The following is a 16,613-nucleotide window of genomic DNA, read 5'->3' as shown; positions in this document are numbered from 1 at the left end:
TTTATCGGAAAATTGGCAAGTCAAAGCCTTGCTCCTTTTCCTCTATAGGATTTTTCGCCGTAAACGGCTCATCCTTACTTAAAAGTGAGCTTCGGCTGAAATCCGCACAAACCATATACGAACACGTTGGCAACAAGCTAAAGATACATCCGAACTATAAATAAAACGACTAACAAATGAACAAATCTATTCTAATTTTATTTCTGACTTTTGCGATGATTTCTTGCAAACAACAAACTGAAAAATCTAACAAATCAAAAAAAGATTTTTCATCTGTAAAAAACACGTTAACTACAAAATTAGAGAATTCAAATAAAGATGGTGAAATAGTTGGTTTTTCAGTAGCTATTATCGATAAAGACAGTGTGATTTATAATAAAGGGTTTGGATATTCTGATTCCAAAAATAATAAGGAATATAAAACGAATACCATTCAGAATATAGGTTCGATTGCAAAAACTTTAATCGGCATATCCTTATTGAAAGCTCAAGAATTGGGAAAACTAAATTTGGATGACCCAATAAATAATTATCTGCCATTTGAAGTAATAAATCCTAATTATCCTGACATTCCAATTACCATAAGGCACTTAGCAACACATACATCATCCATAGTTGATGATGAAGAAAATTATTTAAAAGCATTTATTCTCGAAAACGATGAAGTAAACGAAGAGGAAGAAACCGCTTTCACTCATTTTCAAAAATCTGACAAAAGAATTCCTCTAAAAGATTTTTTACGAGCTTGTCTTTCAAAAGATGGTAAATGGTATACCCAAAAAATGTTTTCCGAGAATAAACCAAGTACAGAATTTGAATACACAAATTTTGGAGCAGATTTATGCGGTTTAGTAATTGCAGAAGCTACTGGAATGGCATATACAGATTTTACTAAAAAATATATTCTAAATCCATTAAATATGAACGATTCTGGCTGGTCGATTAAAGCATTAGATTCTCTTAAGCGTTCAAAATTTTATCTTTATAAAGGTCAAAAAATTGCTGATTATACTGCAATTACTTATCCAAATGGTGGATTATTTACTTCAAGTGAAGATTTAGGGAAGTTTCTATCTGAACTTATGAAAGGATTTGACGGTAAGGGAACACTACTAAATAAGGAAAGTTATACCGAGTATTTTAAGAAACAATTTGAAAACCAATTAAACGAAAATGGTAGAATTAATCTTGGACTTTTTGTTGAATATAACAACGACTTTATTGATTCTAATGAACTATTTATAGGTCACAATGGTTCGGATTTTGGCTCGTTTGCAATTATGTATTTTAATCCAGAAACAAAAATCGGAACAATTATAATGTCAAATACTGACATCGATTACAAAGATGAAGTTATACCTGTATTAAAAGATGTATGGAAAAACACATTGGAATACAAAGACAAAATGAACTAAAAAGCCAATTGCCAACAACGTGTATAGTTAATGCTAGCGCATCAACTTCAATTAAAATTACTAACTTTAAACAAACTAATGGTTTTATCGGAAAATTGGTAAGTCAAAGCCTAGCTCCTTTTCCTCTATAGGATTTTTCGCCGTAAACGGCTCATCCTTGCTTAAAAGTGAGCTTCGGCTGAAATCCGCACAAACCATATACGAACATGTTAGCCTTAATCTACAAAACTGTAACAATTAAATAATTTATTCCTCTTTAAATATGTGATTAACAATGTTACTTTAATTTAAGAAAACTAATTTTCTATGAAATTATTTATAACAGCTATCGTTTCGTTGCTTTTATTTGGATGCAATTCTAACGAAACTCAACTAAATAACACAATAATAAACGGAGAGACAGGACATTATTTAGATAGTATATTAACACCTTATGTTCAAGAGCTTCGAAAACTTACTGATAACTCTGCTGGATTAGCAATTGGAATAACTAAAGGAGAAGAAATTATTTATGCAAGAACTTTTGGTTATGCTGACATTGATCAAGGTCTAAAAGTTAATTTAAACTCACAATTTCATTTAGCATCTGTTTCTAAACCATTTAGTGCATTGGCAGTTGCCAAACTCATTCAGGAAAACAAAATAAATTTAGATGATTTATTAATTGATTACATACCTGAATTTAAAATGAAAGGAGAAGGATATAACAATATAACTATAAAACATATTCTCACTCATACATCTGGAATTCCACGCAATATAAAAACAGATGATTGGATTGATTCATCATACGGGAATAGTGCTTTAGATGAAAATATTAAGATTGTACAGAAGCTTGAATTAGATTTTGAACCAGGTACAAAATTTAGTTATAGTAATTCAGCTTTCGATATATTAGGAATTGTAATTAGTCGTGTAAGTGGCATGCCGTTTCATAAGTATTTAGAAAAAGTTATTTTTAAACCTGTTGGCATGCAACATACCTCAATGAAGAAACCAATAGATTCCTTGCCTTTAGATTGGGTTAATGCACATTCACATGGATTAGAAACCCAAACTATATCTCCTTATCCATATAATGAAAGAGTTTTTCCTAGTTCAGGAATTGTTACTAGTATACTTGATATGTGCAAATGGGGACAATTGCATATAAACCAAGGCAATATTGATGGTAAAACAATAATTGATGAAAAATATTTTAACATGGTAGTATCTCCAAAACAAAAAACACCTTGGGGAGATAATATTGGACTAGGCTGGTTTTTACAATCTTATTTGAATCGCCCAATAATAATGCATACTGGAAGTGATACAGGTTTTGAGGCAATGTCATATATATTTCCTGAAGATGAAATTTCAATATCTATTTTATCAAATAGAGATTTTTCAAGAACTGGAAGAATCGTAAATGCGGCATCTGAAGCTATATTTGGAGAACCACTGAAGAAGTATGAAGTTTCGGCTAAATATCAATTTACTGATGTTTATAAAAAACAAGGAATAGAAAAAGCTAAAGAATTTTGGAATGTTTTAAAAACAGATACTACTGATGTTTATTTTACAAACTCAGATGACATCTTAACAACTGGTGCGATAATTAATAACTCTAAACCATTTCAATCAAAAGAAATTTTAGAATTTTATAACACATTAAATCCGAAATCCACTTATTCCTGGAGATTACTAGGAAATGCAAACTTAAATCTTGGAGATACAATTACAGCTAAATTATGCTATTATAAATGTTTAGAAATCAACCCTGAATATGAAAAAGCTAAAATTGCACTATTGAACATCGAAAAATAAACTAAGGCTAACAACGTGTACAATTAATTGCTTCGCAAGTGCATAAGTAACCGAGTTAAACTCGTTTTTTGTATATTTAGTTCATCGGAAAATTGGCAAGTAAAAGCCTTGCTCCTTTTCCTCCAACGGATTTTTCGCCAGATAAAAACTGGCCCATCCTTGCTCGAAAGTGAGCTACGGCTGAAATCCCAAAAAAACCATACACGAACACGTTACACAACATTACAAAAAAAATCGAAAATGATAAGAGATTATTGGAATGAAGAATGGAAAGAGATTGAATTTGATACTAAAATTTCTGAAAACGAAAAATTTAAAATATCGAATTACGGGAGAATTATAAATTGCAAAACAAATAAAGAATTTCTTGTTAAAAAATATTACATAAACGGTTATCAAAATTTACCTCTCATACAAAAAGAAAACGGAAAACATACAAGTAGATATGTGCATAAACTTATTGCTGAACATTTTCTTGAAAAAAAAGATGGGATATGTGTAATACATTTGAATTATGACAAAACAGATAATCGTATTGAAAATTTAAAGTGGGCTACAAAAAGAGAGAAAGAAATTCACCAATTTAACAACCCAAATTGGGAAGGAATTGTAAAAAGAAGAAATAAAAATATCGGAAAATTAGACGAAGGAAAAGTAAAAATCATCAAAAGACAATTAAAGAATAATAGAACCAGAATTAAAATGATTGCAAAACGGTTTGGTGTATCTGATATGCAAATTCATAGAATAAAAACAGGTGAAAATTGGAGCTCTGTAACGGAATAAAAAACGTTGGGTAACAACCTGTATAATTCATACTAGCGCATGAACTTCAATTTAAATTACTAACTTTAAACAAACTAATGGTTCTATCGGAAAATTGGCAAGTCAAAGCCTTGTTATTTTCCTCCAACGGATTTTTCGCCATACAAAAACTGGCTCATCCTTGCTCAAAAGTGAGCTTCGACTGAAATCCCACAAACCATACAAAAACACGTCGTGCTTCATTATCAGAAACCGCTAACCAATGATAAAATTCTTTAGAAAAATTAGACAAAACTTGCTTTCAGAAGGTAAAACTGGAAAATATTTTAAATATGCAATCGGAGAAATTATTCTTGTAGTCATTGGAATTTTAATTGCTTTGAGTATCAATAATTGGAAAAATTATCAGGACGACAGAACTGAAGAACAAATACTACTTCAAAATCTACAACAAGAATTTACCAAAAATCTGAACGAATTAAATTCAGATCATAAAATAAATATTGAAATGCTAAATGCAACATATCATTTCCTAGAAACTGATATGCATAAAAAAAGCCCTAAACAAATTGACAGTTTAATGGGGAAATTAAGCACATTTGCAACCTTCGATCCGAGTATTGGATATATCAGTCAAGCCACAAGTTCAGGCAAACTGGATTTAATCCAAAGTGATTCACTTAAAATCCATCTTAGTCAGTGGTCAGGAGAGCTAAATGATTTAAAAGAAGATGTTGTCATAAGACGAGAGCATTGGTTGAATCACCTTCTACCCATTATTAGAAAACATATTCCTATTAGAAACTCAGATGCCACTCAGCATAGACCAGATTATCTAAGACAAAAGCAAATAACTCCTATGAGTGTTCCTGAGGAAAACTATAAGGAATTCATAACTTCACTTGAAGTAGATGGAGTTATTTTTGACCATTATATGAACCAATATTATGTTTTTATAAATGAAGAAAATATTAAATTATATATTCAACGTGTTTTGGATTTAATTGAAAAGGAATTAAAATAAAATAACGAAAGCACAACAACGTGCATAGTTCATTGCTTCATAATTTCTAACACATACGGAATTAAATAATTATTATAACTTTAAAGAAACTTCCAACCAATGATAAAATTCTTTCGTAAAATACGCTTTAACCTTATGAGCGAGAATAAAACAGGTAAATACCTCAAATATGCTTTTGGAGAAATTATTCTTGTAGTCATTGGTATTTTAATTGCTCTACAGATTAATAATTGGAATGAAAACAGAAAAAACAAGATTACTGAAGCAGATTATTACTGTAGAATTTTAGATGACTTTAAACTCAATGAGAAGTTAATTGATGACAATTATGAGCTGACAACAAACAGAATAAAACTAACCAAAGAGCTCATAAAAGATTTAAACAACATACCAAATGATAAGAGTATAATTCTGAACAAATTTACTGCTGCTTTAAGACACGATGTTTCTGTACCCAGTAACATAACTTTTGAAGATTTAACATCTTCGGGACAATTAAAACTGTTAACAGATATTAAATTAAAGAACAGACTTATTGAGTACAGTACGTTTTTGAACAATACTTTAAATCTACTAAAAGAAAATCGGAATGAAATTGTTAAAAGATATACGAATTTTGAACTAATAACTGAATTAGGGTATCAAGATATTGAATATGTGAAAAAAGAGCTTGATAAGGACCATATTGCTTTATTACCAAATATTAAGTGGTCCAACGACCCAAATCACCCATATTTCATAAAATTTCAAGACAATCTTGTTTTTATTTTAGGAATGCAAATTAGGCAGAGACAACATTTTTTTAATTTAAGACACGAATTACAAAAACCCATAGAACTATTAAAAGATAAAAAGTGTAAATAACTAAAGTACAACAACATTTATAATTAATACTAACCTAGTACTTCAATTAAAATTACTAACTTTAATCAAACTAATGGTTTTATATGGAAATTGGCAAGTCCGAGCCTCGCAACTTTTCCTCCATCAGATTTTTCGCCAGACAAAAAACTGGCTCATCCTTGTTTAAAAGTGAGCGTTGACTGAAATCCGCACAAACCATACATGAATACGCTGTAAGCAATTAAAACAAACTCTTGAAAAACAGAATACTTCTCTTATTAATTTTTTATTTGATAGCTAATTCTTGTGGAATATATAAAACGCATCATAAGAATAAACTGATAGATTTTAAAAACAATCAGATTCCGAAAAACACTTTGAAGTTAAATGGTTACTATTTTGCAGAATTAGAACGTGATGTAATTAAAGGTTTTGATAAGTTTGATGGAACAAAAATAAAATATTTAACAGCATTTTTTATTTACGAAGACGGGTTTATGGTTAATATTCGTGGAATTGAAGGAATCACAACCTATTCTTGTGCCGAAAAAGAATCTTACGAAAACACTTATGAAAGTGCACATAAAACAATTGAATCAATGCTCGACTTTCAAAATTCTGAAATTAAGAGAACTAAACGAATGTGTGGATTCAAACCAAATAACATTGAAAATAAAGGTTTGGTGAAAGTCAATGATAATAATATTAAAATTCAATTTTACAGTATTGAAATGCAAAACCCAAACAAGGATTCTTTCAATTCAGCTTATTTATATGAATTAAATGGGACAATAAAATCTGACACAAGTTTTGTAATTGCAAGTGAAACCCAATTTAGAACTAATAAGACAACAATTGAAAATACTCTATTTCAATTTAAACAAACTAAACAGAAACCAAATATTGAAAATTACTTTAATAAGAATGAAAATCGATTTAAATAACTGCTTCCAACAATGGGTATCGTAAATGCTATCACGCGAACTCCAATTAAAATTACTAACTTTATACAAACAAATGGTTTTGTTGGAAAATTGACAAGTCAGAGCCTCGCTCCTTTTCCTCCAACAGATTTTTAGCTATTAAAAAACTGGCTCATCCTTACTCAAAAATGAGGGTCGACTCAAATCCTTACAAAACACAAACGAAAACATTAGCAATGAGCTAAAATCAAAGAAAATGAAAATATTAATAATTGGAGGAAATGGAACAATTGGAAAAACTGTAGTTTCCTATTTCTCAGATAAAAACGAAGTTCTAATAGCGGGACGAACAAATGGAGATGTGACTGTTGATATTTCTGATATCGAATCTATAAAATCAATGTTTGAGAAAGTAGGAACATTAGATGCCATAATCTGTATTGCTGGAGAAGCCAAATGGGATGATTTTAACAAACTTTCAGAAGACGATTATTACATTGGACTAAGAAGTAAATTAATGGGACAAGTCAATCTCGTTCGAATTGGACAGAACTTTTTGAATTCTAATGGTTCAATAACTCTAACAACAGGAATCTTAGCAGATGATCCAGTTGTTAAAACAACAAGTGCTTCTATGGTGAATGGAGGCATACACAGTTTTGTGAAAGCTGTAGCCCTAGAAATTGAAAACGGAATTAGAGTCAATGTTGTTTCTTCTGGAATGGTAGAAGATGCCTATGAAAAATATAAAGATTACTTTCCTGGACACAATCCAATTCCTATGGAAAAAGTTATTAATGGTTATGTAAGAAGTGTAAAAGGAAAAGGAAATGGTGAAATAATTAGAATATACGACTAAAAAAAGCCAGTTAGAATCTGGCTCATTTTAGCTTAATATTGAGCTGCGGTAGAATTCTGCAGAAAAACACACATGTACATATTAATCACCATTTGAATGAAATATCAAAAAACCTTATTAGTTGCTAGTTTTATTATATTTTCAAGCTTTATTGTTAATGAATATGTTGCTACAAATGAAACTAATTATTACTCTGATGTAAGAGACGGCAATAGATACAAAATTGTTAAATTAAATAACCTTTTTTGGTTTCAGGAAAATTTAAGATATCGCACTAATTCTAAAAAGGACACATTAATTTCTGAAAATAATTGTGGTGTTTTCTATTTATATGAAGATATAAAAAAAGCTTGTCCAAATGGTTGGAGATTACCTACAGAAAAAGAAGTTAAAGATTTGATTAAAGCTGAAAAAAAAGGAAAAATCAATATTTTAGATACTTTAAATGTTCAACTTTGCGGAAGAATAGATTACGAGAAGCATTCAAAGATTGGAATTCAAAATACTTTTTGGCTAAATGAAGATTTAATTGATAACCATGTTAAGCATTGGCATGCATTCTCAACTGAGAATAAAACCCACTCACACAATGTCATTAATGCCAGAAGAAAGTTTCCAATTAGATGTGTTTGTGAGAAAAAATAAACGATAAATAAAAACTTGTATAATTCATTGCTGCGCAAGTTTATTAGTGGACGAATTGAAAGTAATTTAGTATATTTACTTCACAGAAATATAACATATCTGGCCTCGTAATTTTCCTCCAACGGGTTTTTCGTCAGTCAAAAACTGGCTCATCCTTGCTCAAAAGTGAGCTTCGACTGAAACACCTATAACTCATACACGAACACGTTGTATAGAAGCTAAAAATACGAGGCTCTAAAAACTTAAAATATGATTAAGAAGATTCAAATGTTAGTTGTTTTTACATGCTTTTTTCAAATAGGCTTGGGTCAAACAATATCAGAATCAATTTCAGTCCAGCTTAGCGCAACCATACAAACTGTCCCAACACCGCAAATAGTAATAAATTGGTTAAATGACGGCTCTGGATCATCTTACATACTTTTTAGAAGACAAAACATAACAGAAACTTGGATGTCTTTAGCTGTTCTAGAAGGTACAGAAACTACTTATGCTGATACTGATATTAATTTAGGGGTTTCCTACGAATATAAAGTAGTAAAAACTGGTGACACCGCTGCTTATGGATACATTAATACTGCAATTGAACTTCCTGAAGTTATAAATAAAGGGGTTTTAATTCTAGTTGTTGAAGACACCTATCTTGGAAACACAGGCTTTGATAATGCTATAAACCAAACAAAAAAAGATATTGAAAATGATGGCTGGATTGTAGAACAAATTAATGTAAATAGAAATGACTCAGTAACTTCTGTGAAATCTTCAATATTAGCTATCTACAATCAAAATCCAAGTGAAACTAAAGCCATTTATATTATTGGTCATGTTCCAGTTCCATATTCTGGCTTATTAAATCCTGATGGACATGCTAATCACTTAGGTGCTTGGCCAACAGACGTGTTTTATTCTGATGTAGATGGGATTTGGAATGATTCAAGTATTAATAATACAACAGCATCTCAATCAAGAAACCATAATGTTCCAGGAGATGGAAAATATGATGTATCTTATGTTTCATCTACTGAACTACAAATTGGAAGAGTTGATTTTGAAAGTTTACCAGCTTTTTCTCAAAGTGAAGAGCAACTTTTAATTTCATATTTAAACAAAGCTCACTCATACAAAAGCAAAGAATTTGAAGCCTTAGACAGAGGGTTAATTGATGATAATTTCACTTCTTTTTCTGAAGGTTTTGCTTCAAATGGATATCGTAATTTTTCAACAATGTTCACGCCTTCAAATATTAATAACACACTTGACCTAAGAACAGCAACTACAGCAGAAAGCTACATGTGGACTTATGGATGTGGAGGAGGTTCATACACAAGTTGCAATGGAATTGGTACAACTACAAATTTTGCATCAGACTCACTTAAAACAATATTTATGGCAATTTTTGGAAGCTATTTTGGTGATTGGGATAGTAATAACAATCTTTTAAGAGCTTCTATCGCTCAAGGTGAAACTCTTAATTCCTTTTGGGCAGGCAGACCACATTGGCAAGTACATCATATGGCGCTAGGAAATAACATTGGGTTTAGCAGTTTATTAACTCAAAATAACTCTTTTAATTATTCATATACTTCTAATAGTTCTGCAAGAGGTGTTCATATAGCATTGATGGGAGATCCGACAATGCGTATGCACTATATTTCTCCACCAAGTAATTTATTAATTAACGATACTAATGATAATATAGAATTATCTTGGATTGCAAGTACGGAAGATGTTCTTGGGTATAATATTTATAGATTAGATGAAAGTGCAAGCAGTTATTTGAAATTAAATTCAACTATTGTTACTAACACAAACTTTATTGACAATACTTTAATTACAAATGGTACATATAAATATATAGTTAAGGCTGTAAAATTAAAAACTACTGCTAGCGGCTCATATTTTAATCAAAGTTTAGGTATTGACAATTCAATCACTATTACTAATCTAAATGTTAGTGATTTTAGTTTGCCTGAATTATTAATTTATCCTAACCCAACTAATGGTCTTGTTTATGTCAAATTATCTGAAGTCACAAATAATCTAAAAGCCACATTAATTAATAGTTTAGGACAAACTTTATTTGAAAAGAATATAAAACAATCTCATCAATTTAATATTAATATAAATGCACCAATTGGAATTTATTTTTTAAAAATAGAATCATTTAACCATCAAACTATATTTAAAAAAATTGTCAAGAAATGATATTAAAACATAATTATGGAATTGAAGGTCTATAAACAACAATGTGTATAGTAAATGATGCTAACATAGCAACTTCAATTAAAATTCTTAACTTTAAACAAATAAATAGTTTTACAAGATTTTTCGTTAGATAAAAACTGATTATCCTAGCTAAAATGAGCTTAGGCTAAAATCGCATAAACCATACTCAAACACATTGGGTAACACTTAAAAAATAACCTTATGAAAATACTTAAATTAATATTAGCAATGTCATTGATTAGTGGAGTTCTTACTAGTTGTTCCTCTACAAAACAAACTACAAGTTTTAAAAAAGATTATCAATTTGATAAAGTCGTATTTGATATAAAAGACAATAATGTAAAACTATTATTAGAAAATCAAATAAATAAAACTAAGTTTAGAAAAGGTCAATCTTTAAATACGTCCACATTTATTAAAGAAAGAAAAAGAATTGTTAAATTAATTCGGAAAAATCATAATCCAGATTTCTCAGAAGATAAAATCAGCTTTGTAATTGACACAACTTTATCAAAAAATAGATTCTCTGTAACTACCATAGTCAAAAAATAATCAAACTATTTAGACATTAAAATTAAAACCTTGCGATACATTCGCCTCTAATAAGAATTTGAAGGTGTAATACGAAATAAAAAATATGTCCCAGATTTTGTAAAAAAATTACGGTCATAAAAAAAACTGTCCCTACAGACAGTTTTTTTTATATATCTTCTTTTTAAATACTGATGCTTGTTAATTGATTGGCTCCCATATAAAATCGAGATTTACAAACCCATCATCAAAAAGTAATTGTAAGTCATTACCATTAGCATCAATACTCCAAATATCACCACCTCTTTCAATAGCAATTCGATTCCCATTATCATAATAACCTAAATTATGTGCAGAACTACTTGTGTCTGCACCATCAGTAAATATTAAAAAAGGACTTCCTCCAGCGCGTTGAACTCTATATATACCTTCTGTAAATGAACTACTATTATTAGTGTATGCATCAATATAAAAAATAATATTATCTGAATCTGGTGACCAATCATATCCTCCTAATCGAAAGTTATCCCAATCAATTTCGAATAATAATTGTGCTGGACCTCCCTCACTTGGCATAATTGCCAAATGTGTTATTGAGCCAATAAAAGTACCATTAGTATTAAATTGAGGTTCGGCTTGTTCAAAAGCAATCCAATTACCATCTGGAGATACTTTTGGCGCTCCAGAAAACACACGTGTATCAGTAATAAAATCTTCTTGTCCAGTTTGCAAATCATATCTAACAATCTCTTTTGCACGTGGATCTTCTATTTGTTCAGGATAGTCAATCGTTTTACTGTAATACACATAAACTCCTTCTGGACCAAATGTTGGTAATTCAGTTTGCCCTCCATTAACAAGTAATGTACTTCCAACAGATGGATCACAGGATTCTAAATAAATTTCAATATTAGTAAAGTCATCGAGATTTTGTCTTAAATAAAGAGACCCATTAGGTGACATATCTGTAAAAGCGCTTACCGTTGTTGAGTTTATTACATTAGTTTCACCTGATTCAGTTCCAAACACAAAAACTCTAGTCCAATTCCCATCTCTTAAAAAAAGAACAGGTTCATTAAAACATCTTGCAACATCAATTGGCTCAACTATTTCGAATGATAAGCTGTCCTCTGCAAGTACTTCTCCTGAATCGGTATTAACAACTTCAACTTTTATAGTTTCTAACCCTGGATTATCTCCACGAACCTGAATAGAACTATCTAATGTTTGAATAGCATTTTCTACAATTTGACCATTTATTAAAAGTGTTCCTCTAAAAGTTTCCAAATACCATAAATAAGCTAAATTTTGACTTTCATCTATACCGTCAATAGTCGCATTGAAATTTGCAGTAGAATTTAAAGCCATGGTATTATCTATCGATAAATTAGATGATGATAATAAAACTACATCATTACTCATAGTATTATCATCATTAGATTCACAACCCATTGCAAAACATGTAATAACAATGATTAAAACCCATTTAAACTTTAATGGAATGATCTTTTTTTTCATAATATTTTAGAATTTGATTAATACAATTAAGAATCGTAAAAAAAATAAAATGTCATCAAAAAATTCACAAAATTCAAAAAGCTTACATTAATCAAAACATAAAAAAGGCTTTAAAAACTCCACCACAACAACACTAATAATCATTTCTAATTTGTATATACTCGGAAAATCTTACCGATTTTACTTTAATTCATTTTCTTTTTCTAACTTGGTACTAGCCTACTTAACAAACAATACACATTCACGTTGCTAAACATTAAAACTCACTCAAAACCATAAAACCTAAATGAATATCATTAAATATTATTTAATTGTAATTTTATTATTTTTCTTCACGAATTTAAGTGCTCAAAACGATTTTAAAATTGGAATTAATATTGGACTAAATTATCCAGATATTAGAGGAAATGAATTTGCTAAATTCAATAATTTTAAGGTTGGATATTTATTTGGGATTTCTTTAGATTATTATTTAAGAGAAAATCTATCTATAAAAGCAAATGTCAATTATGAAAGAAAAATCAAGAAAATAGAATTAACATTTTTTGATAATCAAGCTCTAGAAACTGGAACTGAAAATTATGATGAGGTATTTGAGTACATAAATATTCCCATTCTAATAAAATATGAATTCGGAAATTCGAAATTTTTTATAAATGGAGGTCCGTTTTTTAATTATTTACTGAATAATAAAATCGATGAAGATTACCCAAATAACGATAGTGGACTCGCTACAAAACAGAAAAAAATTGACTTTGGATTTTCGGCTGGAATTGGAACTAACATATCACTCAACCAAAAGAATGACTTAATAATTGAGATAAGAAATGATTTAGGAGTAATCGATACTGGTGGAGTTCCAAATCAAGTAAATGGAACAGTTAAAACAAATGCCATAAAATTAATATTAGGCTGGAATATAGGCATATAACATTCGCTAAAAATGTTTATATTCAATCAATGTTGGTTAAAGCAAGAGAATTTCATACTTTTAATTATATTTAAAACAAACACGGAAAAATTATAACTGTATAGCAGTTGCTCTTTTTTCACCTAGTGGGATTTTCAGCGTAAATTGCTCTTACAAGCACAAAAATATTCGGCTGAATTTTGTACAAAGCATATCTTACCCTTTATTAAAAGCTACTCAAATGAAAAACATACTTTTAATCATTGTAATCTTTGGATTTGTTTCATGTCAACAAAAAAAAGAATACACCAAAACAATCTCTGAAAAACCACTAATAGACAATATCGAACTTATTGAAATTTATAAAAATGATCAAGCCGATAGAAACGTAGATAATATCGATTGGAGCATTGTTTCAAAAAGAGATAGCCTTAGAGAAGTAAGAATTTATCAACTCTTAGATTCTAACAAAGTAAAAACTTCAAAAGACTATCATAATGCTGCTATGATTTTTCAACATGGTGGAGATTCTGTTGCTTATGGAATGGCAGTTAAATTAATGCGTAAATCTATTGAATTAGATTCTTCGGCCAGCAAATGGCTTCTTGCTGCTGCGATCGACCGATATTTATTAAGCAAAGATGAACCTCAAATTTATGGAACTCAATATCAAAAATATGGAAAAGACGAACCTTGGCAAATCGGAAAAATGGACACAACAAAGATTTCTGATGCCGAACGAATTGAATATGGAGTAGAGACTTTAGCTGAACAAAAAGTAAAAGTTAAGCGAATGAATCAAAAAAAATTATCTGAACTTTTAGATTTAGGAAAATCTACAGATGAAATTATAAAAATCATTAAATCTGAAAATAAAAATGATCCTGAATATGATATTTCAGAAAATGGAATTAATAGTTTTGGCTATAATTTAATGAGACAAGATAAAAACGAAGAGGCGTTAAAAATTTTTAAACTCAATACAGAATTATATCGCAATGGTTTTAATACTTGGGATAGTTTAGGTGAATGCCTTTTAGTTCTTGGAAAGAAAGAAGAAGGAATTATAGCATACAAAAAATCATTAGAACTAAATCCAGAAAATAAAAACGCTGAAACAATAATTGCGGAAAATAAATAAATAAATAAATAATCAGATTAACCATAATACAATGCATATTAAAAGATCATTTAGAACAATAATTTTAACTCTGACTTTATGCTTAATTACAACTTTTGGCCTATCTCAATCCAAAGAAATTAAAATTGAATTTTTGGGAAATTGCGGATTGTATTTAACTGATGGAAAAACTAACATATATACAGATTTTCCATATAAATCTGGAGCACATGGTTATATGGAATTCGACCAATCTGAATTAGAAAACATTAAAGAGAATTCAATTTTTATTTTTACTCACAAACACTCTGATCACTATTCTGATAAAAACATCAAAAAAGTCATTAATGAAAAAGGTGGCAAAAAATACGGTTCATGGAATATTGAAAAATTAAAAAATCTTGAAAAGATAATTCCAGATTTTAGTATTCAAGTATTTAAAACAAAACATAAATGGTCTTCTAAACACTATTCATATTTAATAACGTGGCACAATAAAAAAATCTATTTATCTGGAGATACAGAAAGTGCGAAAACTATCGGAACTATCAAAAATATTGATTGGGCTTTTGTTCCTTATTGGATTTTCTTAGATGCAAAAGAAAATGAAATAAAAATTGATACTAAAATGTTTGGTCTATATCATCTGGCGACTGTTCAAATTCCAAGTGCAAAAAAGAATTACGATGATATAGAAAATATCAAACCAATGGTAGTACAAGGAGAAAAAATCACTATTAAATTATAAACCAAATAAAAAAAAATAAATGAAAAAAAGCTCGCTAATGCTATTGTTTTTAACAAGTTTAATCACTAATATTTATTCTCAAAATAAGGATTGTAGCTGTGAAACTGACTTAATATTTTTAGACAGTAAAATAAAAAAAACACCAGCTTATAAGAGTAATAAAAAGGCTTATAATTCTTCATATTCAAAAAGCTTAAAAAAAGTAACTTCTATTACTACTATTTTCGAATGTCAATTATTACTAAATGAACTGTTAATTTCTTTAAACGATAATCATAGTAAAGTTTATGGCGTTAACATGGGAGCTACAGAGGAAATCATTTCAAATCCTGAAATGTTGAATCAGTTTAAAAAATCTCAACTTTATAACACCTATCCTAAACCAAATATTGACTTAGATAGTCTAAAAGCAATATTGAACACTAAAAACAAAATAGATATCGAAGGTATTTATAAAAGAGAAAATCATATGACAATAGGCGTCTACAGAAGTAAAGATAAAAGTCGATACAAAGCCATTATTCTCGATTCCGAATCTCCTGTTTGGCAAGTTGGAGAAATCATGTATAACTTAATACCATTTGGTAATGATTACCTATTAAATATTGGAGGAAGCATAGCATCTAAAAGGTTAATAGCATACACTGAAAGGGTGAAAAATGGATTCTTCTATTATATGGGCTTTCAAAAAGATATTACTCAAACAAATTATTCTACAAAAACATTATCAGAAGACACCTATTATCGTGAGGAACTTTCAGATAAAATCACATACCTAAGAATAGGAAGTTTTAATTCTTGGAATCCAACATTATCTGAAGCTGAAAAATTTTATAAATCTCTTGAAGGAAATTTAAATACCAGTAAGTTAATTATTGACCTAAGAAATAATGGTGGTGGTGGTGACCGAAACTCTAATATTCTATTTAAAATATTAAAAGACTATGCTAAAAAAAACAAGATTTATGTTTTAATTAATCATAGAACTGTAAGTAACGCAGAGCAGTTTACTTATAAACTGAGTAAGTTAGAAAACTGTAAAATATTTGGTTCTAAAACTAATGGAATGCTTGCCTATGAAATAAAGAATAGTAATTATACTTTTCCTTGTGGCAATTTTAAAGCCGTTCTTACTTCAAAAAAGCATTCAAGTTACCTTAAATTTGAATCCCAAGGAATTGAACCAGATGTAACTCTTAGTTTTGACAGTGATTGGATAATGCAATTAGATAATTACATATCAAAAAACAACTAGAATTAATAATTTGTAATTAACCAAA

The 16,613-nt window shown here is 29.4% G+C and carries 15 protein-coding genes; 14 read left to right on the top strand and 1 reads right to left on the bottom strand.

Annotation, left to right across the window (positions count from 1 at the left end; translation table 11 throughout):
• The first annotated feature begins 176 nt into the window (after window positions 1-176).
• The 10 genes from AB8B90_RS03985 to AB8B90_RS03940 all read left to right on the top strand — a co-directional run bounded on the left by AB8B90_RS03985 (window position 177) and on the right by AB8B90_RS03940 (window position 11,058).
• A complete protein-coding gene (locus AB8B90_RS03985; RefSeq protein ID WP_405333869.1) occupies window positions 177-1,415 on the top strand; it encodes a serine hydrolase domain-containing protein in 1,239 nt (412 codons plus the stop codon).
• Window positions 1,416-1,721: 306 nt separating this feature from the next.
• Entirely contained in the window at window positions 1,722-3,221 is a 1,500-nt protein-coding gene (locus AB8B90_RS03980) for a serine hydrolase (protein ID WP_405333866.1), read from the top strand.
• A 240-nt stretch (window positions 3,222-3,461) separates the two neighbouring features.
• Window positions 3,462-4,007 (top strand): HNH endonuclease, encoded by a 546-nt coding sequence (locus AB8B90_RS03975; protein ID WP_405333863.1) that lies wholly within the window; start codon window positions 3,462-3,464, stop codon window positions 4,005-4,007.
• 241 nt (window positions 4,008-4,248) lie between these two features.
• On the top strand, window positions 4,249-5,010 hold the full coding sequence (locus AB8B90_RS03970; protein WP_405333860.1) for a DUF6090 family protein: 762 nt from the start codon (window positions 4,249-4,251) through the stop codon (window positions 5,008-5,010).
• Window positions 5,011-5,145: 135 nt separating this feature from the next.
• Window positions 5,146-5,874: a DUF6090 family protein gene (locus AB8B90_RS03965; RefSeq protein ID WP_405333858.1), complete on the top strand. Its 729-nt coding sequence runs from the start codon at window positions 5,146-5,148 to the stop codon at window positions 5,872-5,874.
• Window positions 5,875-6,107: 233 nt separating this feature from the next.
• Window positions 6,108-6,797: a hypothetical protein gene (locus AB8B90_RS03960; RefSeq protein ID WP_405333856.1), complete on the top strand. Its 690-nt coding sequence runs from the start codon at window positions 6,108-6,110 to the stop codon at window positions 6,795-6,797.
• 235 nt (window positions 6,798-7,032) lie between these two features.
• Window positions 7,033-7,635: a short chain dehydrogenase gene (locus AB8B90_RS03955; protein WP_405333854.1), complete on the top strand. Its 603-nt coding sequence runs from the start codon at window positions 7,033-7,035 to the stop codon at window positions 7,633-7,635.
• A 96-nt stretch (window positions 7,636-7,731) separates the two neighbouring features.
• Complete coding sequence (locus AB8B90_RS03950) at window positions 7,732-8,280, top strand: FISUMP domain-containing protein (RefSeq protein WP_405333853.1); 549 nt, start codon at window positions 7,732-7,734, stop codon at window positions 8,278-8,280.
• Window positions 8,281-8,529: 249 nt separating this feature from the next.
• Window positions 8,530-10,485 (top strand): T9SS type A sorting domain-containing protein, encoded by a 1,956-nt coding sequence (locus tag AB8B90_RS03945; RefSeq protein WP_405333851.1) that lies wholly within the window; start codon window positions 8,530-8,532, stop codon window positions 10,483-10,485.
• A 222-nt stretch (window positions 10,486-10,707) separates the two neighbouring features.
• Entirely contained in the window at window positions 10,708-11,058 is a 351-nt protein-coding gene (locus AB8B90_RS03940; protein WP_405333849.1) for a hypothetical protein, read from the top strand.
• Between the two features lie 180 nt (window positions 11,059-11,238).
• Here AB8B90_RS03940 and AB8B90_RS03935 read toward each other — a convergent pair whose 3' ends face one another.
• A complete protein-coding gene (locus tag AB8B90_RS03935) occupies window positions 11,239-12,555 on the bottom strand; it encodes a TolB family protein (protein ID WP_405333847.1) in 1,317 nt (438 codons plus the stop codon).
• 286 nt (window positions 12,556-12,841) lie between these two features.
• Between AB8B90_RS03935 and AB8B90_RS03930 the strand changes: the two genes are divergently transcribed.
• The 4 genes from AB8B90_RS03930 (at window position 12,842) to AB8B90_RS03915 (ending at window position 16,588) form a co-directional block, all read left to right on the top strand.
• Window positions 12,842-13,486, top strand: coding sequence for a porin family protein (locus AB8B90_RS03930; RefSeq protein ID WP_405333845.1), 645 nt, complete (start codon window positions 12,842-12,844; stop codon window positions 13,484-13,486).
• A 220-nt stretch (window positions 13,487-13,706) separates the two neighbouring features.
• Window positions 13,707-14,606 (top strand): tetratricopeptide repeat protein, encoded by a 900-nt coding sequence (locus AB8B90_RS03925; protein ID WP_405333843.1) that lies wholly within the window; start codon window positions 13,707-13,709, stop codon window positions 14,604-14,606.
• Between the two features lie 31 nt (window positions 14,607-14,637).
• Window positions 14,638-15,333, top strand: coding sequence for an MBL fold metallo-hydrolase (locus tag AB8B90_RS03920; protein WP_405333841.1), 696 nt, complete (start codon window positions 14,638-14,640; stop codon window positions 15,331-15,333).
• A 19-nt stretch (window positions 15,334-15,352) separates the two neighbouring features.
• Complete coding sequence (locus tag AB8B90_RS03915) at window positions 15,353-16,588, top strand: S41 family peptidase (RefSeq protein ID WP_405333839.1); 1,236 nt, start codon at window positions 15,353-15,355, stop codon at window positions 16,586-16,588.
• Window positions 16,589-16,613 lie beyond the last annotated feature (25 nt).

This window comes from Psychroserpens sp., from assembly GCF_045105015.1.
GTDB lineage: Bacteria > Bacteroidota > Bacteroidia > Flavobacteriales > Flavobacteriaceae > Psychroserpens.
This window is presented reverse-complemented; position numbering and strand designations above follow the sequence as displayed.

Excerpts from the sequence above, each read along its gene's own strand:
- AB8B90_RS03985 (WP_405333869.1), top strand. The coding sequence starts at position 177 with ATGAACAAATCTATTCTAATTTTATTTCTGACTTTTGCGATGATTTCT.
- AB8B90_RS03980 (WP_405333866.1), top strand. The coding sequence starts at position 1,722 with ATGAAATTATTTATAACAGCTATCGTTTCGTTGCTTTTATTTGGATGC.
- AB8B90_RS03975 (WP_405333863.1), top strand. The coding sequence starts at position 3,462 with ATGATAAGAGATTATTGGAATGAAGAATGGAAAGAGATTGAATTTGAT.
- AB8B90_RS03970 (WP_405333860.1), top strand. The coding sequence starts at position 4,249 with ATGATAAAATTCTTTAGAAAAATTAGACAAAACTTGCTTTCAGAAGGT.
- AB8B90_RS03965 (WP_405333858.1), top strand. The coding sequence starts at position 5,146 with ATGAGCGAGAATAAAACAGGTAAATACCTCAAATATGCTTTTGGAGAA.
- AB8B90_RS03955 (WP_405333854.1), top strand. The coding sequence starts at position 7,033 with ATGAAAATATTAATAATTGGAGGAAATGGAACAATTGGAAAAACTGTA.
- AB8B90_RS03950 (WP_405333853.1), top strand. The coding sequence starts at position 7,732 with ATGAAATATCAAAAAACCTTATTAGTTGCTAGTTTTATTATATTTTCA.
- AB8B90_RS03945 (WP_405333851.1), top strand. The coding sequence starts at position 8,530 with ATGATTAAGAAGATTCAAATGTTAGTTGTTTTTACATGCTTTTTTCAA.
- AB8B90_RS03940 (WP_405333849.1), top strand. The coding sequence starts at position 10,708 with ATGAAAATACTTAAATTAATATTAGCAATGTCATTGATTAGTGGAGTT.
- AB8B90_RS03935 (WP_405333847.1), bottom strand. The coding sequence starts at position 12,555 with ATGAAAAAAAAGATCATTCCATTAAAGTTTAAATGGGTTTTAATCATT.
- AB8B90_RS03930 (WP_405333845.1), top strand. The coding sequence starts at position 12,842 with ATGAATATCATTAAATATTATTTAATTGTAATTTTATTATTTTTCTTC.
- AB8B90_RS03925 (WP_405333843.1), top strand. The coding sequence starts at position 13,707 with ATGAAAAACATACTTTTAATCATTGTAATCTTTGGATTTGTTTCATGT.
- AB8B90_RS03920 (WP_405333841.1), top strand. The coding sequence starts at position 14,638 with ATGCATATTAAAAGATCATTTAGAACAATAATTTTAACTCTGACTTTA.
- AB8B90_RS03915 (WP_405333839.1), top strand. The coding sequence starts at position 15,353 with ATGAAAAAAAGCTCGCTAATGCTATTGTTTTTAACAAGTTTAATCACT.